This window comes from Sphaerisporangium fuscum (assembly GCF_018531465.1).
GTDB classification, from domain to species: Bacteria; Actinomycetota; Actinomycetes; order Streptosporangiales; family Streptosporangiaceae; genus Sphaerisporangium; species Sphaerisporangium fuscum.
Genome location: NZ_JAHDTF010000016.1, coordinates 68,802 through 90,627, shown reverse-complemented (window position 1 = coordinate 90,627; position 21,826 = coordinate 68,802). Strand labels below are relative to the sequence as shown.

Here is a 21,826-nt window from a genome sequence, read left to right as displayed (position 1 = left end):
GCTACGCCTGCACGCGATCCGCGACCGGGGCGGGCGCGGCGGGGAGCTGACCGGGGAGGACGGCGAGGTACAGGTCCACACCGGCCGCGTGGTGCACCTCCAGGTCGGTGGTGAAGGCGCGGGCCGGGACGCCGCCCGACTCGGTGTGCCGCCACACCTGCTGCCACGCCTCGATCAGCACCTGCGGCATCGGACCGTGGGCCTCCACCTTCAGCGTCTGCACACCGGGCACGCGGACCGCCACCATGCCCTCGGGCAGCCCCGCCGCCGTCCGGACCGCCACCCCGACGATCTGCGTGTACGCGCCCTGGTGGTCGCTCTCGTAGTCGATCAGCACGGCGTAGAGGTTCTCGTCGACGCGGCCCGGCACGTGCGCGAACGCCCCCGGTGCCCCCGCGCGTCCCCACAGGGCGGGCAACTGCGCGCGCGACGGGTCGGCCTCCGCCGCGTTGCTGGTGCGCACGGCATACCCGACGACAAGCAGCTCCGGCCGTTCAACGATGAACATCGCGCCTCCAAATCCAGGGCCACCCGGCCACTTGACTCGATCGCGCCGTCAATGTATCGATACCGGCCGATCGCCGTCTCGATCATCGCGCATAGCGGTATCCCGGGCGGTCACTGGTGCATAATCTGTGGTCATATCACCCAGCTGAGCTGGGAAATCCCATTGTTTACCATGAATCGCCTAGGCTGGACCAACGTGCGATTCCTCAACGATCAGGCTCCGATCTACGACCTGACCTACAGCGACGTCTTCATGGTCCCCTCGCGCTCGGCCGTCGGCTCGCGGCTCGACGTGGACCTGTCGACCGGCGACGGCACGGGCACCACCATCCCGATCGTGGTGGCCAACATGACCGCGGTGGCCGGCCGCCGCATGGCGGAGACGATCGCGAGGCGCGGCGGCATCACCGTCATCCCCCAGGACATCCCCATCGACGTGGTCACCGAGGTCGTCGACTGGGTCAAAAAGCGTGATCTCGTCCACGACACCCCGATCACGCTCACCCCGCACGAAACGGTCGGAGAGGCGCTCAACCTGCTGCCCAAGCGGGCGCACGGCGCGGTCATCGTCGTCGACTGGGAGAACCGGCCGATCGGCGTGGTCACCGAGGCCGACTGTCACGGCGTCGACATGTTCACCCAGCTCTCCCAGGTGATGTCGGGCTCCCCGCTCACCGTCCCCGCCGGGACCGACCCGCAGGCCGCGTTCGAGCTGCTGCACAGCGGCAGGCACAGGCTCGCCCCCGTGGTGGACCGCGACGGACGCCTCGTCGGGATCCTCACGCGCACCGGGGCGCTGCGCGCCACCCTGTACCAGCCCGCCGTGGACACCCGGGGCCGGCTGCGGGTCGCCGCCGCCGTGGGCATCAACGGCGACATCGCCGCCAAGGCCAAGGAACTGCTCGACGCCGGGGTCGACTGCCTGGTCGTCGACACCGCCCACGGCCACCAGGAGAAGATGTTCGCCGCGCTGGCCGCCGTACGCGCCCTGAAGCCCGGGGTACCGGTGGCCGCCGGGAACGTCGTCACCGCCGCCGGCGTGCGCGACCTCGTGGAGGCGGGCGCCGACATCGTCAAGGTGGGTGTCGGGCCCGGCGCCATGTGCACGACCCGCATGATGACCGGCGTCGGGCGGCCGCAGTTCTCCGCCGTCCTGGAGTGCGCCGCCGAGGCCCGCAGGCTCGGCCGGCACGTGTGGGCCGACGGCGGCGTGCGGCACCCGCGGGACGTCGCGCTCGCCCTCGCCGCCGGCGCCTCCAACGTGATGATCGGCTCGTGGTTCGCCGGGACGTACGAATCGCCCGGAGACGCGCGCACGGACGCCGACGGGCGCCGGTACAAGGAGAACTTCGGCATGGCCTCCGCCCGCGCCGTACGGTTGCGCACCGCCGACGACACGCCGTTCGACCGGGCCCGCAAGGCGCTGTTCGAGGAGGGCATCTCGACCTCCCGCATGTACCTCGACCCGGTCAGGCCCAGCGTCGAGGACCAGATCGACGCCATCGTGGCGGGGCTGCGGTCGTCGATGACCTACGCGGGCGCGACCAGCCTGGAGGAGTTCCACGAGAAGGCCGTCGTGGGGATCCAGAGCTCCTCCGGCTACTCCGAGGGCATGCCCCTCCACCAGAGCTGGTAGGCCCACGGATCTGCTCGGACGAGGGGGCCGCCTCCGTCGACCGGTGAGGACGCTCGTAGTCGTTCGCCCTCAGGAACAGCGCGGCGGACGCGGCCTCCTCGCCGGTGCCGAAGCGGCCGAGCGGGGTCCCGCTCCGGCGGCCGGGCGGTGGTGCCCGCGACGGCCGAGAAGGCCCTACGGCGACGGCGGTGCCGCTCTACGGTGGGCAGCCCGGCGTACGGCCTGGGGGAACGCCTTCCCGAAGGACCGGGATCATCCGAATTGGTGAGATCGTGGCTCCGGCGGGTAGTCGGGAGCGGCAACGACCCCCTAGCCGCGGAGGCGATGTCACGTCATGATCGATTCGTCCCCTGGGCTGGCCGCACCCCTGGCCGCCGACCGGCGGCTCCTGGTCAGCTACGACAACTACCCCGCCGCCCAGCGTGCGGTGGACACGCTCTCGGACGCCGGATATCCCGTCCACAACGTCGCGATCGTCGGCAGCGACCTGCGCCTGGAGGAGACGGTCACCGGGCGCATGACCAACGCCCGCGCCGCCCTGTCAGGAGCGATCAGCGGCGCCGTCTTCGGACTCGTCGTCGGCCTCTTCCTCGGACTGTTCACCACCACGGGTTCCTTCTTCATGCTGGTGGTCTGGGCGGTGCTGTGGGGCGCCATCACGGGCGCCGCCTTCGGGTTCGCCAGCCACGCCTTCAAGGGCGGCACCCGCGACTTCACCTCCCGCAGTGTGATCGTGGCCGGACGGTACGACGTCCTCGTCCCCTCCGGCGCCCTGCAGGAGGCTCTCGCGATCCTGGAGAGCGGCATGCGGCCCGCCGACACCGTCGTGGTCGCACGGCCGCCGTCCAACGGGCCGCTCCCCGTGCCGAACCAGCGGACCCCGGAGGAGGATCCGACCGGCCCCGCAGCGACACCAACGTCCCAGACCGGCACCGGGCCGTCGCCCGACGGGAGCCCCTTCTCGCCGACGGACCCACACGGCCCGGGATGGTCGTCCAGTGAATCGCCGGCGAACCCGCAACCCCCGGCCGCCGGGCGAGCAGCCGGTGACGGTCCCACAGGCTCCGCGGCCACTCCTGCGGAGGCCATGGAGGAGGCGACCGTCGCCATCCCGCTCTCGTCCGTACGATCGGCCGCCGCACCGCCGCGAACCGGACCCGCCCAGACTCCGCCCGCCGGCGGAAGCTCCTCGCCCGCGAAGGGCCTCAGGGCCTCGCGTGGCCAGGAGGACGGCGTCGCGACCTCACCTGTGCAAGGGGACGGCATCAAGGTCTCACCCGCCCAGGAGGACCGTACGGCGGCTTCGGCCGTCGAGGAGGACTCGGCTGGAAGCTCGGCCCTCCGCAAGAACCGTACGAGGACTTCGGCCGTCCAGGAGGACCGCGCCGGGAGCCCGGCCCTCCAGCAGAACCGTACGGCGACCTCAGCCCCCCAGGAGGACCCCGCTGCAAGCCCGGCCCTCCAAAAGAACCGTACGGCGGCCTCGGCCCTCGACAACGACGACGCCACGGCCTCGCGCCTTCGAGGAGAGAACCACACCGGGGCCTCGTCCAAGGGCAGGACGTCTTCGTCCTCGTCCTCGCCCTCGCTGGAGGCCGACGCCGGGGCCACCGGCGAGACCGCCCCAGGGTCGGCACCCTCGCCGTCCAGGAGCACCGGTTCCTCCCCCGCCCCTGGCGAAGACGGCACCCCTCGGAGTTCTTGACGCTTCGAACCTGAGGCGGGGCGGCGGGCCCGGTTCGTGCCTCGACTGATCCACCCGGTAGGCCGGAGCCGTCGTTCACCGGCCTACCTCGCCCGCCGGCCCCTCCGGCCGTCCCCCACGGGGAGCCGGAGGGGCCGGTTCACCTGACTCAGGTACGCCTCGGGCAGGCGGCCGGCGACGTCCGCAGTCACGGCCCCTGCATCGGAGAGGGACAGCCCTGATTCCGGGCGCGAAGGGCCCGAATCGTCCAGTCCAGCGCCGGAGCCGGGCTCTCCGGAGCAGGCCAGCCGTTGACCACCGCGAGCAACCGGAGATACCGCTCCCTGCGAGGATCGTTCGCGGTCTCCAGGCGGTTCACCAGCCGTCGGCGGAGGCCGGAGTCGTCGGGACGACCGACGAGGTGGGCGTACCCGGCCGTGACCTCCGCGACGATCGGATCGGCCTGTGGCGAGGCCGGGTCGACACCGGCTGCCAGGGCCGCCCCGACCTGGTCACGGACCGTCGCGATCGCATCCCGGCGCGACCCGGCGCCGCCGTTCTCGGCCGCATGATCTTCGGCGAGGCGGCGCATGACCGCCCGGAACTCCGGGTCCTGGGACAGTTCCGCCAGTTCCACCCACGCCTCGACCTGCTCCGGTTCGGGCTCGTCGGGGAGCTCGGGGGTCATCGAACGCATGATCCCGGCGAACGCCGGGTCGGCGTCCAGGTCACCGAAGGCGGCGTCGAGGAAGTCCGCGACCAGACGTCGGCATTCGTCCTCGGAGAGCTTGGCCAGCTTGTGCATGAGATCCATCTCCTCAGGGGTGGACCCGCGCCGGGCCACCGCTGTGAGCACCGCGCGCCGCAGACGCAATGTCCGGATCTGCACCGCCAGCGCCTCCGCGTGCGCGGCAGCGACCTTGGGCAGCGAGACCTCCCGGTCCAGGATCTTCCGGATCGTCGGCAGGTCGAGCCCCAGGTCGCGCAGAGTCCGCAGGAGGTCCAGGCGTGCGACGGCGTCGATGTCGTAGAGGCGGTAGCCGGTCGGGCTGCGGTCGGCCGGGGGCACGATCCCGCGGTCGGAGTAGAACCGAATGGCCTTCACCGTCAGTCCGGTACGCCGGGCCAGTTCGCCGATCGTGTAGAGCGTGTCGCCGTCCATGCCCTCACCCTCGCGCCTCCCCTTGGTGGAGACTCAACCCCATCTCGCCTCGGAGATCCCTTCAGACACCTCACCGCGCGGCGGCCGCGTGCCGGTATCCGTCCGCGCACACGCCTGGCGCGGCCGCATGCCCGCTGGCCCCACACCCGCCGTCCGCGTACCCCCTGACATGGCGGCCCGTGCCCACACCCGTCCGCGACACCCCTCCGCGGCCACACGCCCGCCAGCCGCGGCGTGACGGCCGCATGTCCGCATCCGTCCGCGTACATCCCTGAGCGTGGCGTCCGTCCACTGAGAAAGCGGCGTCCGTGCCGATAACCGACCGTGCGCCCGCATCCGTCCGCGGACGTCCCTCGTCGCTGTTCGTCTTCCTCATGCTGAAGGCCGACGCCCGCGTGCCGTACCCCTTGTACAGGCCAGCGCCGCGGCGCCCGGTCGAGGAGGCCCCTCGCCGGAGGCCAAAGCGGCCTGACGACATTTCGCCGTCCCTTGACGTGCGCCGGCCGACTGCCTCAGCGGTCCAGACACAGTGCGAACCAGACAAATCGGCCCACAGCGCCTCCTTGCGTCCACCCCGGAGTCACCGCTGTCCACAGCCCGCCGCTCCGACGGGCATGCAGGCGGGTCTGATCCTCATACGTAGCCAGAAATGCCCTCTGACCTGCAGGGACAATTAACGATCAACGGTTCCCGCCCACTCCCTCTCCACGCAGGCTCTGTCCACAGAACGGCCCTCGGTGCCCCTGGATCCGGCCCTACCCCGTAGAGTCGTGCGGTCGGCTGTGGAAGCGGCCGACACCGTCCAGGCGCGCTCGTTTCGTTTTCAGGGGCGCGTATCCCTAACCAAGGAGAACACGTGGCACTCGAGAAGCCCGAGATCGACTTTCCGGAAGGCGAACCGCCGGCGGATCTCGAGATCGTTGACATCACCGTGGGTGACGGCGAGGAGGCCAAGCCGGGCCACACGGTGACCGTTCACTATGTCGGCGTCTCGTTCTCCACCGGTGAGGAGTTCGACTCATCGTGGAACCGTGGCGACTCCTTCCAGTTCCCGCTCGGCGCCGGCCGCGTCATCGCGGGCTGGGACCAGGGTGTCGCGGGCATGCGAGTCGGCGGTCGCCGCAGGCTCACGATCCCGCCGCACCTCGGCTACGGCAACCGTGGCGCGGGCAACGCCATCAAGCCGGGCGAGACGCTGATCTTCGTGGTCGACCTGCTCGGCGTGAGCTGACCGCTCAGCACCGAGCCTCCGGCACCAGCTCACCGCGGCGGCCGAACGCCTACCGCAGCCCGTACGGCAGCGGCGCGACCTTGCCCACAGCAAACGTGACATCGGAGCCGTAACCACAGGCTCTCCGATCACAAGCGGGCATCCCGGCCGACCTCACAGGCCGGCCGACGTCCGACCGGAAGACGGCAGACCGGCCGGCCGCCGCGGGAGACCACAGACGACGGCGCGATCTCGCCCGCCGCACACCTCCACCACGGTCGCGGACTTCACCGCCGACGACCCGAGTGCTACCGGCGACCACACCGGCTCACGGCAACGGGGAGCGCGCCCCCGAGCCACTGCACCGGGCTCATATCGACGACAAACGTGTCGCGGGCACCCACGCCCACTTCACAGCTGCACAGAGCGCACCCCTGGGCCGCTGCACCGGCCCACGTCCGCCACAAAAGTGCCGCAGGCGTCCACGCCCACTCACAGCCGCACAGAGCGCACCCCTGGGCGCTGCACCGGCCCACGTCCGCCACAAAAGTGCCGCAGGCGGCCACGCCCACTCACAACCGCACACAGTGCGCCATTGGCGTCCGCGCCGGCTCATGGCGACGGCGAGTGCGCCACAGGGCCGCTGCACCGGCCCACGTCCACCATAAACGTGCCGCGAGCGACCACGCCCACTCACAGCCCGCGAATATCGTGCCGTCGAGCCACCGCGCCGACTCAGAGCAGCGGGCAGGGCCTTCGTACGAGGCTGTGGGCTTGGCGGCGGCGAGCGGTGACGTCGCAGGCGAGCCGGCGCGGGCGCCGCTCGGCGTGAGCAGCTGTGGACGACGGAGGTGCGCGGTACCGCAGGCGTTCCCCCTGCAGTACCGACCTGACCGCACCTGCACCTCAACCCGCCGCCATCCCCCTCCCCACTCTGAATCGCCTACCCCGTTTTGATCGCCGCCGCCCCGTCGATCGCCCCCGCCACCTCGATCGCCGCTCCCTCGATCCCCACGCCCCAGCCTGTGGCCGACACCGATCCCGCTGACTCCGACCCGCCAGGTGAGCAGCAAAGATCCCTATGACTCCGACCCAATGGGTGAGCGTCACAGATCCGGAATGCCAGGGCCGGTCACCGGTACCGGCTTCAGAGTCGGCACTGCGGGTCTTCGCGGGTGGCGTGCGTACGAGGGCGCGGATGGAGGCGGAGGGGATCCCCTTTTGCGGTCCGCCTCCGAAAAGGTGGTTTGTCGAGAGTCAAAAGCGCTTTTGCCGCATATCTCCGCATATCGGCTCCCGCCTGCGGCATGCGCGGCGCTGAGCTGGCACGATGAGATCTGTGTTGCTCATCGACCTCGCGCGTACCTCTGCCGCCATCGCGGCCGACTCCGCCCGCCTCGCCAAGATCCGGCACCTCGCCGAGCTGCTGAGCCGCGTGGAACCGGGGGAAGCCGAGATCGCCATCGCCTACCTGGCGGGCGAGCTTCCCCAGCGGCAGATCGGTGTCGGATGGCGGACCCTGCAGGATCTCCCCGACCCCCGCCAGATCGCCACCGCGACTCTCACCGAGGTCGACCAACTGCTGAGCCGCATCAAAGCGCAGTCCGGGCCGGGATCCCAGGCCGCCCGCAAAGACCTCGTCCACCAGTTGTTCCGCTCGCTGACCCGTCAGGAGCAGTCTTTCCTGCTCCGCCTGCTCGGCGGAGAACTGCGGCAGGGCGCGCTGAACGGCGTGATGATCGAGGCCGTCGCCAAGGCGGCGGGCACACCGACGGCCGAAGTACGGCGCGCACTGACCCTGCGCGGATGGCTGCCGGCGGTCGGCGCGGCCGCGTTGACGGGCGGCGTGGAGTCTCTGCGTTCCTTCCACCTCGAGGTCGGACGGCCGGTGTCCCCCATGCTGGCCCAGAGTGCGCCGAACGTCAGGGCCGCCCTGGAGAAGCTCGGCGGCACGGCGGCACTTGAATGGAAGCTCGACGGCATACGCGTCCAGGCGCACCGCTCCGGCGCGGAGGTCAAGGTCTTCACCAGGACCCTGGACGACATCACGACGCAGGTCCCCGAGCTCGTGGAGGCCGTGCTGGCGCTTCCCGTGGACGACATCGTCCTCGACGGGGAGGTCATCGCCCTGCGCCCCGACGGCAGGCCGGAGCCGTTCCAGGTCACCGCGAGCCGTGTGGCGAGCAAGATCGATGTCGCGCGGCTGCGTGAGACGACGCCGCTCAGCGTGTTCTTCTTCGACGCGTTGCGCATCGGCGGAGAAGACCTCCTCGACCTTCCCGACAGCAAGCGACACGCGGCGCTCGAACGGGCCGTACCCGCCGAGCTGCTGACACCGCGCCTGCTCACCAGTGACGCCGAGGAGGGAATGTCGTTCTTCGCCGACGTCCTGAGGCATGGGCACGAAGGGGTGGTGGCGAAATCCCCTGACGCGACATACGCCGCCGGGCGGCGGGGTGCGGGATGGATCAAGGTGAAGCCGCGCCACACCCTCGATCTGGTCGTGCTGGCCGCGGAATGGGGCCACGGACGGCGGCAGGGAAAGCTGTCCAACCTTCATCTCGGCGCCAGGGACCCCGAGTCGGGGGACTTCGTGATGCTCGGCAAGACTTTCAAGGGACTCACCGACGAACTGCTGGCCTGGCAAACCGAGCGTTTCCTCGCCCTGGCCGAGGGACCGAGTGATGAGTGGGTCGTCCGGGTACGCCCGGAGATGGTGGTCGAGGTCGCCTTCGACGGGGTGCAGCGCTCGCCTCGGTACCCCGGCGGCATGGCCCTGAGGTTCGCCCGCGTCCTGCGCTACCGCCCCGACAAGCGAGCCGAGGACGCCGACACCGTCGACTCCGTCCGCGAACTCCTCCTCTAGATGTCTTGACCCGGAGAGCTGTCCACGCGGCTGATCGACGCATGTCCTCCGAGTGCGATGCGGCAGCACAAGCACGCCACACCCACCCACCCCAGCAACCGCACAAGCTGGCCTCTCAGCACCACCGCGCCCCCGCCACAAGGTCGCGAGTGCCACATTTCGACGCATGTCCTCCGAGTGCGATGCGGCAGCACAAGCACGCCACACCCACCCACCCCAGCAACCGCACAAGCCGGCCTCTCAGCACCACCGCGCCCCGCACAAAGTCGCGAGTGCCACATTCGCGGCGGTTGATCTTGAATCGGCGTAGATGGCCAAGATCGGTCATGAAGGTGTCGGCCTTGGTGGCCAGGATTCCGAAATCCCGACATGACCGGCCAGCCCTCCGCCCTGCGGCTGCCGCGCCCATCCTCTGAGGAACCCCTGCAAAGCCCAACTCGACGAGCCCCCCGAAGGCAGTTCGCCGAGCGCGCTTCCCGGCACGATGCACGCCCCGATCGGGTCGCCTACCAGGGATGATCACCGTCAGCGTGAGGTTCATCACCTTACGTCTACTTTTAGTGACTTTACTACCCGTTTGTCCCATATGGTGCTTTTCGTGGCGCAAGCTCTTCGCGCTTGCCACGTAGCCGGGACGGTGGCGACACGTAACCCCTCCTTCGTGTCCTCTCGCGCCTCCAGCGAGGTCCGTCCCCTGTCCTTGCCGCCTACCTAGGACCGTGGTTCCTCTTGGGTCAGCACGCCTCCCCCAGCCGTTGGTACGAGAAGACCTTCCCCAATCTCGGTGTCACCGCGAAGCGACACTGGACATCGGCCGTCGCCGTCACCGCCGTCGTGGCCGCCACGTCCACGGCCTCGTGGGCAGTGATGGGCGGCGACCAGCCCACCGCCACCGCCCACCTCGGCGCCGCGGCCCGTACGACCACCAGCGCGCCCCCGCCTCTCACGGTGAACGAGGGCGATGTCGCGGCACAGCCGACGGACGTCACCACCCCACCCCTCGATGCCGCGGACACCACGTCCACCCCCACGTCGTCCTCCAGCAGGACGAGCGGCGCTGTCTCCTCCTCGGCGAGGCCGGCCAAGCCTGCCACCGCCGCGACCGCCGCGGCCCCCTCACCTGCCGCCGCCTCCTCGGCGCGCCCCGCCGGCTCGCAGTCCTCGTCCACGCCGGCCCCGCACTCTCCGAGGACGACGCCCGCGTACATACCGCCCTTCGGCGGAGTAGGCGGCCCCTCCCACGAGCCGGACCCGACCGACTCCGCGCCGTGGCCCACCACCAGCCCCTCCGCCCCTGGGGAGGTTCCGGACGACCCGTCAAACCCCCCGCCCCCCACCCCCTCCCCCTCGGAAACCGACACCGGGACCGACAACGGGACCGGGATCGGGGGCGACAGCGGCACCGGTGCCGGAGACGACACGGGGTCCGGCAGCGGCAGCGGCAGCGGCAGCGGCAGCGGCAGCGGCAGCGGCAGCGGCAGCGGCAGCAGGAGTCGAACGGCCGGCTCGAGCAAGAACCACGCCGTTTCACCTTCGGTTCAGAGAACCGCGGACACGGCGTCACCGGCGGCCCAGGAGATCACGAACACCGCGTCCCCGGCGGTCCCGGCAACCCCCAACACCGCATCCTTCGCCGCCATCCCGGAGCCCACGGACACAGCATCCTCCGCCGCCCAAAAAACCACGAACACCGCGTCCCCGGCCATCCCGGCAACCCCCAACACCGCATCACCCGCCGCCGCCCCCCAGACCGCGGACACAGCAGCACCCGCCGCCCCGAAGACCACCAACACCGCATCACCGGCCGTCCCGACAACCCCCAACACCGCATCACCCGCCCCCCAGACCGCAGACACGGCATCCTCCGCCGCCCGGAAACCCACGAACACCGGATCACCGGCCATCCTGGGGACCGCGAACACGGCTTCGTCTGCGAGTTCCATCCCCGACATCGCATGGCCCGTTCTTCCGAAGACGCCGAAGACGGCATCATCCGTCGGTCCGGTGAGTGGGGACGCGGTGACGACGGCTTCTGTCGGCGCCCCCGGGAACCGGCGGCAGGGTTCCGGTGCTGCGACGCTGAAGAAGGCCTCGAAGAAGCGCGCCGCCCGGCCCAAGGTCATCGCCTCAGGCAGGTGTGGAGCTTCCTTCTACGACGAGGGCCAGGTGACGGCCAACGGCGAGCGGTTCGACCCGAGCGCCATGACCGCGGCCCACAAGACCCTCCCCATGGGCAGCAAGGTCCGTGTGACCAATCCACTCAACGGCAAGTCCGTGACCGTGCGCATCAACGACCGGGGCCCCTACGTGTCCGGCCGTTGCCTGGATCTGTCCCGAGCCGCCTTCGCCGCCATCGGCAGCCTCGGCACCGGCGCGATGCCCGTCATGTACGCCGTCCTCGCCCGCTGACCTTCTCGACCAACGGTCTTCAACGCCAGCTCACCCCCCCTGACTCTCAAGACCAACCGTCAGCAACGCCAGCCCACCCCCCGACTCTCAAGACCAACCGTCAGCAACGCCAGCCCACCCCCCCGACTCTCAAGACCAGCGGTCAGCAACGCCAAGCTCTCTCCCCCTGACTCTCAAGAGCGGCGGTCAGCAAGGCCAAGCTCGTTTCTTCGCCCCCCTCATGAACACCCCTCGCCAAGGCCGAGACCATCCCCCTGCCACGGCTCATGGGAACGGCGGAGGGCTACTTGACCAGGCGGATCGTCAGCGGATAGCGGAACCGTCCCTCTCCGAGGGCGGCCGCCGCGCCGACGATGCCCAGTACGAAGGCCGCGATCCACAGGAACGGGATCAGGGCGACCCCGATGATGGTGAACGGCAGCGCGATGGTGGCTCCGAGCAGGGTCAGGTGGAAGTTGAGCGACTCCACCGCGTGGTGACGCACGTACGGCGACGTCCTCCCCGCGGTCAGCAGCATGATCAACGGACCGATGATGGACAGGCCGCAGAGCGGCAGCACGTGCGCCGCGACGGCGCCCAGCCGGTCGCTACCCGTCAGGGCCGGCGCGTAGGGAGCGCCCATCGCGAGCGGCGGCTGCGGGACGTGCGGCACCGGTCGCATCGGGTGCAGGTCGCGCACGATCGGCGCCAGGTCGGCGTGCGTTCGTGCGGTCATCGCGAGGTGGAGACGTTCGTCGAACTCGTCCTTACTGAGCCGGCCTTCCGCGTACGCCGCGGTGACGTGCTCGACCACTTGATCACGGTCGTGGTCGGTCACGCGAAGCTGAGGATGAGGCACGGGCCCCCACCCTCCGGTGGACGGTGTCGCCGATGGTCTCACTACCCCTGCCATTGGTGGCCGTACCTTTCCTCGAAATGAGTCCTCTCCTTCATCTTTGGCGAGACCAACAAGGTAGGTCTATCCGGAACAACCCCGACACGACCCCGATGTAGCCCGGAGGCCCCCATTTGTCGGTCGGGCCAGGTATACAAGGAATATGGGATGGCGTGATCGCTATGGAATTCGTCGCCTGCGTGGCCCGAAGATCGCGAAGTTCGATCGGGAGGCCAACGACGGCGACATCGAGGCGTTGATCGCCTTCGCCAAGTCTCGGCGCGGCGTCGAGTTCTACGTCGAGCCCGAGACCTTCGCCACGGACACCACCGCGGTGGCGGTGGCCCATGACGGCGAGTGGACCCGCCGCAGAGTCGGCTCTCCCGCCGTCATCATCAAGGTGGCCAGAAACCTCGCTCTTCCCGTCTACGACGTCCAGCTGACCGGCTATCCGGGCAGGATGCGCGCTTACAACGAGCGCCGCCGCAACAACCCGCAGGACTGAACCTCCCCCACACGCTCCCGCCATTCCGGCTATTCGGACATTGAGCGCTATTTCGATTACCAGGCCGTATGGGTGACCGGCGAAGGCGGGTCGTCATAGGCTCAGCACGGCGTGGTCCTCAAGGAGGATCAACATCGGGTGGAGCCACTCCATGCGCGGCGGCCCCATGCCCGAGTCGAGCTCCTCGGGTGTGGGCATGCGGGTGCGCAGGACCTCGGGGCTGACCAGCAGTTGGAGGCCCTGGGCGAGGAGATTGGCCATGGAGTAGGACGAGTCGATCGCCAGGGCCCGCTCGACCGCGATGCCCGCCAGCGCGCAGTCGCCGCGGCGCCAGGCGGCGGCCCCCAGCAGCGACGCGGCGGGCGGCACGAACGCCGGCTCCAGTCTGCGGGTGAGGTCGGCCCATAGACCGATGTGGACGTCCTGCGTGTGGTCGTCCATCAGAGTCCATGCCTCGTCTCGTATGCGGACGACCGAGAGGTCGATGCCGAGCCGGGCCGCCTCCTGATCGGCCAGTCGGCCATCCGCCCCGAACCTCTCGATCGAGCGGCGCACCCGCGCGAGCCCTTCGGCGACGAACTCCCGGGGAAAGAGAGCCAGGTCCGGGCTGCCGATCAGCCTCGACCGCACTTCGGCGACGGCCGTCGAGGTGGCCTCGCGCATCCCGGCCCGGGCCCTGCCCCCGGCCGGGGCGACCGACCGCTCCAAGCTCTCGCGACCGGGCAGCGCGACCAGGCCCTCGACCGTCGCCTGGGCCGCGACGTGCCCGGCAACCGGGTCGTACGGCCGGCCCTCCGGCGGGCAGCATTCGACACGGGTGCAGGTGTAGGACCAGTAACGGGGCCCCTCGGCCCGGAGAGCCTCGATCACCTCGATGCCTCCATCGGCGAGGAGCCTCATCACCTCGTCGACCGCCGGTGTCACCAGCGGCCCCACGCCGAACCCGGCCAGTATGGTGTGGGTCACCCGCTCTCGGTGGAGCAGCGGCACGAGCTGGTCGAACGCGCCGGGCAGGGCCGGCAGGTCCCATCGCGTGGTGAGGCGGAGGCTCCCGCGCACGCCTCTGCCGGAGAAGGCGATGACGATGAGGCTGTCGGCGGGGTGGAAGCCCAGGAGATAGGGCACGGCCCCGAGAATGTCGTCGGGGCAGGTGAGGAGGATCGGTGTCGGCGTCATGGCCCCAGAGCCTCGCCGATTCAGCGGGATCGCATCGCGCCGGACGGCGGTCCTGTGGATATCCGAGCGGGCAAAGCGGGACGCATGCCTCGCGCTGTGGAAAAGATTCAGGCCCTGGCCGGCCTGCCAAGGCGATCGGCACCCGAATCGAGGTCAGGTCGGCCCATCGATACCCCTGAGCGGCCGCCGTATTCGCCACCTCCGGTCGGCCCATTGATTCCACTCCCTGAGCGGCCGTCCGATTCGCCCCCTCCAGGTCGCACCGTCGGCACGCACCCGTGTGGAGCACCGGCGGGCCCCGGAGTGGTCCAAGAGACGACGCGCCGCCGGGCCGTCCCGTTCAGCTGAGTCCGGCCTCCCGGTCAGGCGGAGCGGGCGTCAGGGGGCTGGGGGGCGTGGGGGAGGAGTCTCTGGCGGACCATCATGGCCGCTCCGGCCACGGCGCCGGGCATGGCGATGACGGCGCCGAAGGGGACGAGGAAGATGAGGAAGAGCAGCACTCCGAAGCCCAGTGCGGGCCCCTTGTCCGCGCGCAGGACGGCGAAGCGTTCCTTGCGCCCGAGGCCGCGCCGTTCCATGGCCAGCGCCGTCAGCTCCACTGTCAGGAAAAATCCGGACACGAGCGCACCGATCACCGGGACAACGGTCTGCCCGATCACCGGCACGAACCCCAGGACGAACAGCGGGACACTGAACATCAGCACGTACCCGAGCGTGATCAAACTGTCGCGTATCGAGCGGAGGATGGAACGCCACATCGGCGGGTCCGTCACCTTCACCAGGCCGCCGAGATCGTCCTCCACCCGCTCCGACAGCTTCTCGTAGAACGGCTCGCCGATCGCCAGCGACGCGGCCGTGAACGTGACCACGGCGAGCACCAGACCGAGCGCGAACACCACGATCGCCAGCAGGACCCGCACCGTCCCGCGCGCGCCCGCGCTCCACCCGTCCGCGAACGGCGTGGCCCAGGCGGCCAGATCGCCCGCGTACGTCCCGAGCAGCACCAGCGCCACCACGTAGACCACCAGCGCGATGAGCGCCGGTACGAGCCCGAACAGCCACTGACGCGGGTTCCGCGCGACCCAGCCGAGCCCCTTGAAGACGTACCGGATGCCGTCGGCGAAACCACCGACCGCGCGCCGCATGCTGTTCATGCCCGGCAGGCTAACGCCTCACGTCCGGCTCGTCGAAAGATCAGCTGACAGTTCCTGGTTTCCACAGGGATGTCACGGACACGCCCAGCTCCGCGAAGAGGCGCCGGAGCAGGGGCAGCGAGATCCCGAGCACGTTCCCGTGGTCGCCGTCGATGCCGTCGACGAACCAGCCGCCGTGGCCGTCGAGGGTGAAGGCTCCCGCCACGCGCAGCGGCTCGGTGGTGGCGACGTACGCGTCGATCTCTTCGTCGGACGGCGTGCCGAACCGCACCACCGTGGCGGCGACCTCGGCCACTTGCGCGCCGCCGGCCGTGTCGATGACGCAGTGCCCGGTGAGCAGCCGGCCCGTGCGGCCGCGCATCGACCGCCAGCGCTCCACGGCCTCCTCCGGCGAGCGCGGCTTGCCGTACGCGACGCCGTCGAGCTCGAGAACGGAGTCGCACCCGATGACCAGCGCCCCGGACAGGCCCTCGGCGACCACCGACGCCTTGGCGCGGGCCAGGGTGAGGCAGAGCTCGGCGGGGGTGGCGGCGGTCACGCTGTCCTCGTCGAAGTTGCTGACGATGACCTTGGGGTCGAGGCCGGCACTGCTCAGGAGCGCGAGCCGCGCGGGCGAGGCGGAGGCAAGAACGATCTCGGTCACGTCTCACGAGCCTAGGGGACCCTGAGGACGGACGCGCCTACCGGACTCTCCCGACGGATTCCCCGCAAAGCCCCTGCCCCGCTCCGGCGCTTCCCACCGGTTCCCCGCGAAGCGCCGTCCGGACAAGGCCGGTCACAGGGCGCGGAGGCTGGACATCACGGTGTTGATGTCGGCCCAGCGCTTCTTCTGGGTGTCGGGGATCGTGACGAACACCAGGGCGGGCTTTTCCTTGTGCACCTGGACGAGCGCGACGGCGGCGAGGGAGAAGCGCTTCTTCCCTCCGGCCTTGTAGTGCACCCGGTAGCCGAGCAGCCAGCCCTTGCTCTTGCCCGCCTTGATCGGCTGGGAGGCCGTCCAGGTGATCCTGGAGCCCGCGGGGTGGTAGTTCAGGGTCCAGCGCGCGGCGAGGAACGCGGTGTCCTTCAGATCGTCCTGGACCGCGATCGGCACGGGGCAGGAGGCGAGCATGCCCCGGTACTTCACGCCCTTGGGGGCGGGCAGCGCCCGCCGGGTCGCGAACGGCGAGGACCCCACGAGCTTCCACGCCTTGACGAACCGGGCGAAGCTGATTCCGGAGCGGCGGTCCTTCACTTGTCCCTTGGTCGGCGCGCCGGCCCCGGGGAAGTTCGCGAGCCTGTGCGCCTTCCGGGGCGGCTTCGGCAGCCGGGGGTCCGCCTGTGCCGCGGCGAGGGCGCTCCTGCCGGCCCCGGCGGAGGGAGAGGCGGTGGCCGTCGGCGAACCCGAAGGAACCGGTGACCCCGAAGCGACCGGCGTTCCCGAGACGTCCGGGGCCCCCGAAGAGGCGGCCGAAGCCGACGGGATCGGAGAGGCCGAAGAGACCGCCGAACCGGACGGAGCCGGTGAGGCGGCGTCGCCGGCCGACACCGGAGCGGCCCCGGAGGACGACGCGGCAGGCGAGGCCGTGGCCGAATCCGGAGCCGGCGTGGGGACGGGCGAGGCGGGCGCGGAGGCGGGTGGCACGGCCTCGGCGGACACCGTCGCCGCCACCGGACCCGAGGCCGTGGCGGCGACGGAAGCGGACGGGGAGCCGGGGACGGACGCGGGCAGCGGGGAGGACGTGGAGCCCGGCGCGCCGGCGGCGGACGCGGAGGGGTCGGCGGGCGGCGGAGCGGCCACCGTCGAGGCGGGCCTGCCGTTCCAGCCGCCCGTCACGAAGAAGACGACCGCGGCGGCCGCCACGACGAGCACCGCGACGCCGGCGGTGAGGCTGCGGTAGATGACCCGCATCGGCAGGTCGCCTAGCCTGGCGAGCCTGGAACGCTTGGCGGGCGGAGGAGAGGGCGGAGGCTCCTCGATCGAGATCTTGGGCAGTGGCGCCGTTTCGGCTTCTGCCATTACATACGATGGGACGGCCTTAGTCCCGTAATCCCCATCCACCCCATTTGACACGCTCGGAGCGTACGGCAAAACCCCCGGCGCCGCCGGTGTTCCCGATCACACTTCGGGAACGAGTGCCGTACTGACCAGGGGTTTCACTCGCGGTCAACGCCCTGACAGTAGGCCTGGCGGGCGGACGGGCACCGGCGGCGTTCGTTCAGTTCGCGGGGTTGCGGAGAGGACCCCAGGCCGCCGGCCGGTGGCCTCCGGCGCGCAGCCACGGCGCGTCGGCGACGACCGTACGGCTGCCCGGCTCGACCTCGGTGAACCCCGCGTCGCGCACGACGGGAAGCCCGCTGTCGACGAGCGCCGCCCAGCGGCGCGGATCCGCCGCTCGGACCGCGACCGGCAGCCCTTCGGCGACCCACCTGGCGCGGGCGTGCTCGTCGGTGCCCCACCAGGCGAGCTGCGCCGCGTGCCCCGCCTGGGCCATGGCCTTGCCGGCCGACATGCCGAGCGCGGGGTTGAGCCACAGCACGGCGGCGTCCGGCCCGGGCGGGTCCGGCGGCGCGGAGTCGGGCAGGTCCGTGCCCGACACCTGCAGCCGGGAGAGCTCCTTCGGCCAGGCGTCGAGCGGGATCGGCGGGTGCACGCGGACCTCCGCCGACCGGACGGTGACCGTGATGCCGGGCAGTTCCTGCACCCGCCGCCACTCGGCGCCCCTGGCCCGGCGCACGACCTTGCGGATGCCGATGGTCTCCCAGGCCTGCACGGCCTCGGCCCACTCGCCGCCGGTCGAACGCCCGTCGGTCAGCAAGGTGAGCACGGCGAGCGCGGCCGCCTCCAGCGCGTCGGTGCGCTCGGGAGGTGTGGCCCGCTCGATTCGTACGACTAGGGGGAGCACTCTTTGGTCTGGCCGGTTCACGCACCCAAGGATCTCAGGCCCGCGCGCGAGCCGCCGCGCCGCCTCCGTCGGCGGCCACGGCCGCGGGGACGGGCTCCGGTTCCGCGGTGGCGCCGCGGCCGCGGCTCACGCGCAGCGACATGATCGCGGCGAGCGCGCACAGCGCGCCGGCCCCGTACCAGGCGGCGTCGTAGTGGCCGAGGTGGTCGCGGGTCACGCCCGCCGCGACGGCCGCGATGGCCGCGCCGACCTGGTGGGAGCCGAACACCCAGCCGAACACCACGGCCCCGTCCGGGCCGTAGATCCTGCGGCAGAGCGCCACGGTGGGCGGCACGGTGGCGACCCAGTCGAGCCCGTAGAAGATGATGAAGATCAGCATGCTGGGCTGGGTGGTCGCCGCGAACAGCGAGGGCAGCACCAGCAGCGAGGCGCCACGCAGCCCGTAGTAGGCGCCCAGCAGGACCCTCGGGTCCACCCGGTCGCTGAGCCAGCCGGAGAAGATCGTCCCGGTGATGTCGAAGATGCCGATGAGGGCGAGCAGGCCCGCCGCGACGGTCTCCGGCATCCCGTGGTCGTGGGCGGCGGGGATGAAGTGGGTGCCGACGAGGCCGTTGGTGCTGGCCCCGCAGATGGCGAAGCCGCCGGCGAGGAACCAGAACGACCGCGTGCGCGCCGCCGACGCCAGCACCCTGACCGCCCGTGCCGCCGCCCCTCCCCCGGATGCCGCGGGAGCCGGGCGGGCCGGAGCGGAGTCCGCGGTGGCGCCGAGGGCGGTGAGGCCGACGTCCTCGGGCCGGTCGCGCAGGAAGAACCACACCAGGGGGACGACGGCCAGGGCCGCCGCGGCGACGACCAGCGCGGCCGTACGCCAGCCGGGCCCCTCGGCGATCCAGGCGAGCACCGGCAGGAAGACCAGTTGTCCCGCGGCGCCGCCCGCGGTCAGCACACCGGTGACCACGCCCCGGTGCCGGACGAACCACCGGTCGGTCACGGTCGCGACGAAGACCAGGGCCATCGACCCGGTGCCGAGCCCGACCAGCACGCCCCAGCACGCGACGAGCTGCCAGCTGGCCGTCATGAACACCGTCAGCCCGCTGCCCAGGGACACCAGCAGCAGCGCGACGGCCACCACGCGGCGCATGCCGAGCCGGTCCATCAGGGCCGCCGCGAAGGGCGCGGTGAGGCCGTACAGCACCAGGTTGACCGACACGGCGAGGGAGATCGTCCCGCGCGTCCAGCCGAACTCCTCCTCCAGCGGGGTGATCATGACCCCCGGGGTGGCCCGGAAGCCCGCCGCCCCGACGATCGCCACCAGGGCGACTCCCGCCACGAGCCAGGCCCGGTGCGGCAGGCGCCTCCGCGCAACGTCAGACGTCTCACTCATGCGCGTAATCATGGACGGCTCCGGTCATCCGCCACGAGTGGCCGGATGGCCAATATGTGTAAGAATCGGGCCATGGTCCATCGCATCGCGGTCGTCGCGCTCGACGACTTCGCCACGCTCGACCTCGGGATCCCCGGCCAGGTGTTCTGGATCGCCGAGGACTCCGAGGGCCGCAAGCTGTACGAGGTGGTCACCTGCAGTCCCGGCGGCCGTCCGGTGCGCGGCTCCGGCGGCTACACCGTGGTGCCCGACCACGACCTGTCGGTCCTGGCCACGGCCGACACGGTCCTGGTGGCCGGGATCCACGGCGGGTCGCCCCTGGTGGACGGCACGATCGACGGCGAGCTGCGCGAGGCCCTGCGGGACGCCGCCGGGCGCTCCCGCATGATGTCGATCTGCACGGGGGCGTTCGTCCTGGCCGCCGCGGGCCTGCTCGACGGGCGCCCCGCGACGACGCACTGGAGGAACGCCGCGCTGTTCCGCTCGCTGTACCCCAAGGTGCTCCTCGACCCCGACGTGCTGTTCATCGACGACGGCGACCTGCTGACCTCCGCGGGTGTCGCCGCCGGCATCGACGTGTGCCTGCACGTCGTCCGGCGTGACCACGGCAGCGAGGTGGCCAACCGCGCGGCCCGGCGCTGCGTGACCCCGCCCTGGCGCGAGGGCGGCCAGGCGCAGTTCATCGAGCGCCCGCTCCCCGAGCCCGGCGACGCCGGCACCGCCCCCACCAGGGCGTGGATGCTCGAACGGCTCGACCAGCCGCTCGACCTCGCCGCCCAGGCCCGGCACGCCCGCATGAGCGTGCGCACCTTCACCCGGCGGTTCAAGGAGGAGACGGGGCTGAGCCCCGCGCGGTGGCTGACGTTGCAGCGCGTCGAGCGGGCCCGCCACCTGCTGGAGACCACCGACCTGACGGTCGACCAGGTGGCCGCCCGGTCGGGTTTCGGCACGGCGGTGTCGCTGCGCCAGCACCTGCACGCCACGGTCGGGGTGGCGCCGCTGGCCTACCGCCACACGTTCCGCAACCACGCCGTCGCGGCGCTCTGACCGCCTCAGGCGGTGCGCGAGGGGACGGCCGGGAGCGGCGCGACCGGCGGGAACAGGCCGTCGCCGCCGGACAGCAGCATCCAGAAGGCGTGCGCGGCCGAAACCAGCGTCACGTGGTGATGCCATCCGCGGAACGACCTGCCCTCGAAGTCGCGCAGCCCGAGATGGTGGGTGACGCCCGCGCGGTCCCACGCGACCCGCTCGGCCGTCTGGGCGATGCGCAGCAGCATCCCGGGCGGCAGCCGGCCGATGTTGGACAGCCAGACCGCGGCCGACCGCTGCCCCGGAGCGGTCCACGTGCCGAGCAGGGTCAGGGCCGCCTCCTCGGCGTCGGCCGTCGGGGAACGGAACGGCGTGTGCACCTGGGCGCTCACGGCCCGGGCCGCGCGCTGCGGGGTGCCCGCGGAGGCGTCCACGGCCGCCTTCGGGTTGTCGACCAGCCGGCCCACGTCGCGCAGCGCGTCGACCAGCCGGCCGGCCTCGATGCGGCGGCCCATGCCGAGCGGGATCCGCGGATCGGACGGGCTGACGGGGATCGAGTCGTGCACGCGCAGCACGAACGGGATGCCCCGCCCGGTGAACTCGAAGATCAGACGGCCGACGTCGACCTCCCGCGCGTCCATCACGACCGGGCGCCGGCGCAGTCCCCAGGCGGCGGCGATGTTGGCCACCACCTCCGCCGCGCACTCCTCGACGCTGAGGCTGATCTCGTCGTCGGGGATTCCGGCGCGGCGGCGCCGCCCGGGGTCGTCGGTCCAGCTCTCCGGGAGGATCAGCCGCCAGTCGATGGGGTAGGCGGCCTGCTCGGAGGCCAGCCAGACCCCCACGACCTGCTGGCAGTTGGCCAGCCGGCCGAGCTTGCTGACGAACCTCCGTTCGACCCCCACCGAGTGCTCCCCCGACTTCGGGATCACGACGGGCTCGACGACGAGCGCGATCGGGCGGACGGCCTGTTCGATGTAGCCGGCCAGGGTGCGCCGGACGGCGATCCACCCCCACGGCGACTGGCTGATGAACTGCTGCAGGCTCTGCTCCACGGCCGGCCCGCTCTCGAGCGACGCGATCCCCCGCATCGTCTTGCGTCCCTCGATCGACAGCAGCCCGCGCAGGTAGAGCCGGGCCCAGCGGCGCTGGTCACGGCGCTTGAGCGACGAGAAGACCATGCCGCAGAACCTGGCGAAGAATTCCGAGGATATTTCCTCTCGTTCGGCAGATAACGAACTGACGCCCACGGGCGACCCCCTCCAGTCCGTCGAGAGGCGAGTTCAAAGATGCCGTGCACCCCCGAGTCCGGTGCAAGAAAACCATACCGCCCGTGCGGTTTTTT

General features: G+C 71.2%; 20 protein-coding genes. 8 read left to right on the top strand and 12 right to left on the bottom strand.

Going from position 1 to position 21,826, the window contains the following annotated elements:
• Position 1 precedes the first annotated feature (1 nt).
• A complete protein-coding gene (locus KIK05_RS20745) occupies positions 2–508 on the bottom strand; it encodes a GyrI-like domain-containing protein (RefSeq protein ID WP_214412421.1) in 507 nt (168 codons plus the stop codon).
• Between the two features lie 195 nt (positions 509–703).
• On the opposite strand from KIK05_RS20745, the gene KIK05_RS20740 reads away from it, so the two are divergent.
• Both KIK05_RS20740 and KIK05_RS20735 read left to right on the top strand, forming a co-directional pair.
• Positions 704–2,143 carry a GuaB1 family IMP dehydrogenase-related protein gene (locus tag KIK05_RS20740; protein WP_214412420.1) on the top strand — a complete coding sequence of 480 codons (1,440 nt, stop codon included), beginning with the start codon at positions 704–706 and terminating at the stop codon, positions 2,141–2,143.
• A 334-nt stretch (positions 2,144–2,477) separates the two neighbouring features.
• On the top strand, positions 2,478–3,848 hold the full coding sequence (locus tag KIK05_RS20735) for a general stress protein (RefSeq protein ID WP_214412419.1): 1,371 nt from the start codon (positions 2,478–2,480) through the stop codon (positions 3,846–3,848).
• 187 nt (positions 3,849–4,035) lie between these two features.
• Here KIK05_RS20735 and KIK05_RS20730 read toward each other — a convergent pair whose 3' ends face one another.
• Entirely contained in the window at positions 4,036–4,989 is a 954-nt protein-coding gene (locus tag KIK05_RS20730) for a MerR family transcriptional regulator (RefSeq protein ID WP_214412418.1), read from the bottom strand.
• An 856-nt stretch (positions 4,990–5,845) separates the two neighbouring features.
• On the opposite strand from KIK05_RS20730, the gene KIK05_RS20725 reads away from it, so the two are divergent.
• Both KIK05_RS20725 and KIK05_RS20720 read left to right on the top strand, forming a co-directional pair.
• Positions 5,846–6,220, top strand: coding sequence for an FKBP-type peptidyl-prolyl cis-trans isomerase (locus KIK05_RS20725; protein WP_214412417.1), 375 nt, complete (start codon positions 5,846–5,848; stop codon positions 6,218–6,220).
• A gap of 1,309 nt (positions 6,221–7,529) precedes the next feature.
• The gene (locus tag KIK05_RS20720; RefSeq protein WP_250563137.1) at positions 7,530–9,065 is read left to right on the top strand and encodes an ATP-dependent DNA ligase; all 1,536 of its coding nucleotides are present in this window, start codon (positions 7,530–7,532) and stop codon (positions 9,063–9,065) included.
• A gap of 734 nt (positions 9,066–9,799) precedes the next feature.
• Here KIK05_RS20720 and KIK05_RS20715 read toward each other — a convergent pair.
• Positions 9,800–10,579, bottom strand: coding sequence for a hypothetical protein (locus KIK05_RS20715; protein ID WP_214412416.1), 780 nt, complete (start codon positions 10,577–10,579; stop codon positions 9,800–9,802).
• A gap of 24 nt (positions 10,580–10,603) precedes the next feature.
• Positions 10,604–11,008: a hypothetical protein gene (locus KIK05_RS20710; protein WP_214412415.1), complete on the bottom strand. Its 405-nt coding sequence runs from the start codon at positions 11,006–11,008 to the stop codon at positions 10,604–10,606.
• A 76-nt stretch (positions 11,009–11,084) separates the two neighbouring features.
• Here KIK05_RS20710 and KIK05_RS47080 point away from each other — a divergent pair, with 76 nt between their 5' ends.
• Positions 11,085–11,474, top strand: a complete 390-nt coding sequence (locus KIK05_RS47080; RefSeq protein ID WP_372455602.1) for a septal ring lytic transglycosylase RlpA family protein — start codon at positions 11,085–11,087, stop codon at positions 11,472–11,474.
• Positions 11,475–11,757: 283 nt separating this feature from the next.
• Here KIK05_RS47080 and KIK05_RS20700 read toward each other — a convergent pair whose 3' ends face one another.
• Positions 11,758–12,291 carry a DUF1707 and DUF4870 domain-containing protein gene (locus KIK05_RS20700; protein WP_308250030.1) on the bottom strand — a complete coding sequence of 178 codons (534 nt, stop codon included), beginning with the start codon at positions 12,289–12,291 and terminating at the stop codon, positions 11,758–11,760.
• A 220-nt stretch (positions 12,292–12,511) separates the two neighbouring features.
• Here KIK05_RS20700 and KIK05_RS20695 point away from each other — a divergent pair, with 220 nt between their 5' ends.
• Positions 12,512–12,853 (top strand): hypothetical protein, encoded by a 342-nt coding sequence (locus KIK05_RS20695; protein WP_214412413.1) that lies wholly within the window; start codon positions 12,512–12,514, stop codon positions 12,851–12,853.
• A gap of 93 nt (positions 12,854–12,946) precedes the next feature.
• Here the strand turns inward: KIK05_RS20695 and KIK05_RS20690 are convergent, their stop codons facing one another.
• The 4 genes from KIK05_RS20690 to KIK05_RS20675 all read right to left on the bottom strand — a co-directional run bounded on the left by KIK05_RS20690 (position 12,947) and on the right by KIK05_RS20675 (position 16,417).
• Complete coding sequence (locus KIK05_RS20690; protein WP_214412412.1) at positions 12,947–14,029, bottom strand: DUF4192 domain-containing protein; 1,083 nt, start codon at positions 14,027–14,029, stop codon at positions 12,947–12,949.
• Positions 14,030–14,391: 362 nt separating this feature from the next.
• Positions 14,392–15,183: an EI24 domain-containing protein gene (locus KIK05_RS20685; protein WP_250563136.1), complete on the bottom strand. Its 792-nt coding sequence runs from the start codon at positions 15,181–15,183 to the stop codon at positions 14,392–14,394.
• A gap of 40 nt (positions 15,184–15,223) precedes the next feature.
• Positions 15,224–15,826 carry a Maf family protein gene (locus tag KIK05_RS20680; RefSeq protein WP_214412411.1) on the bottom strand — a complete coding sequence of 201 codons (603 nt, stop codon included), beginning with the start codon at positions 15,824–15,826 and terminating at the stop codon, positions 15,224–15,226.
• Positions 15,827–15,958: 132 nt separating this feature from the next.
• Positions 15,959–16,417, bottom strand: coding sequence for a hypothetical protein (locus tag KIK05_RS20675; RefSeq protein WP_214412410.1), 459 nt, complete (start codon positions 16,415–16,417; stop codon positions 15,959–15,961).
• A 133-nt stretch (positions 16,418–16,550) separates the two neighbouring features.
• Between KIK05_RS20675 and KIK05_RS20670 the strand changes: the two genes are divergently transcribed.
• Complete coding sequence (locus KIK05_RS20670) at positions 16,551–17,063, top strand: hypothetical protein (RefSeq protein ID WP_214412409.1); 513 nt, start codon at positions 16,551–16,553, stop codon at positions 17,061–17,063.
• A 318-nt stretch (positions 17,064–17,381) separates the two neighbouring features.
• Here KIK05_RS20670 and KIK05_RS48200 read toward each other — a convergent pair whose 3' ends face one another.
• Positions 17,382–18,089 (bottom strand): aminoacyl-tRNA hydrolase, encoded by a 708-nt coding sequence (locus KIK05_RS48200; protein WP_214412408.1) that lies wholly within the window; start codon positions 18,087–18,089, stop codon positions 17,382–17,384.
• Between the two features lie 13 nt (positions 18,090–18,102).
• Positions 18,103–19,452: an MFS transporter gene (locus tag KIK05_RS20660; RefSeq protein WP_250563135.1), complete on the bottom strand. Its 1,350-nt coding sequence runs from the start codon at positions 19,450–19,452 to the stop codon at positions 18,103–18,105.
• Positions 19,453–19,524: 72 nt separating this feature from the next.
• Here KIK05_RS20660 and KIK05_RS20655 point away from each other — a divergent pair, with 72 nt between their 5' ends.
• On the top strand, positions 19,525–20,499 hold the full coding sequence (locus KIK05_RS20655) for a GlxA family transcriptional regulator (protein WP_250563134.1): 975 nt from the start codon (positions 19,525–19,527) through the stop codon (positions 20,497–20,499).
• Between the two features lie 5 nt (positions 20,500–20,504).
• On the opposite strand, the gene KIK05_RS20650 is transcribed toward KIK05_RS20655, so the two are convergent.
• On the bottom strand, positions 20,505–21,731 hold the full coding sequence (locus KIK05_RS20650; RefSeq protein ID WP_443729126.1) for an IS701 family transposase: 1,227 nt from the start codon (positions 21,729–21,731) through the stop codon (positions 20,505–20,507).
• Between the last annotated feature and the right edge of the window lie 95 nt (positions 21,732–21,826).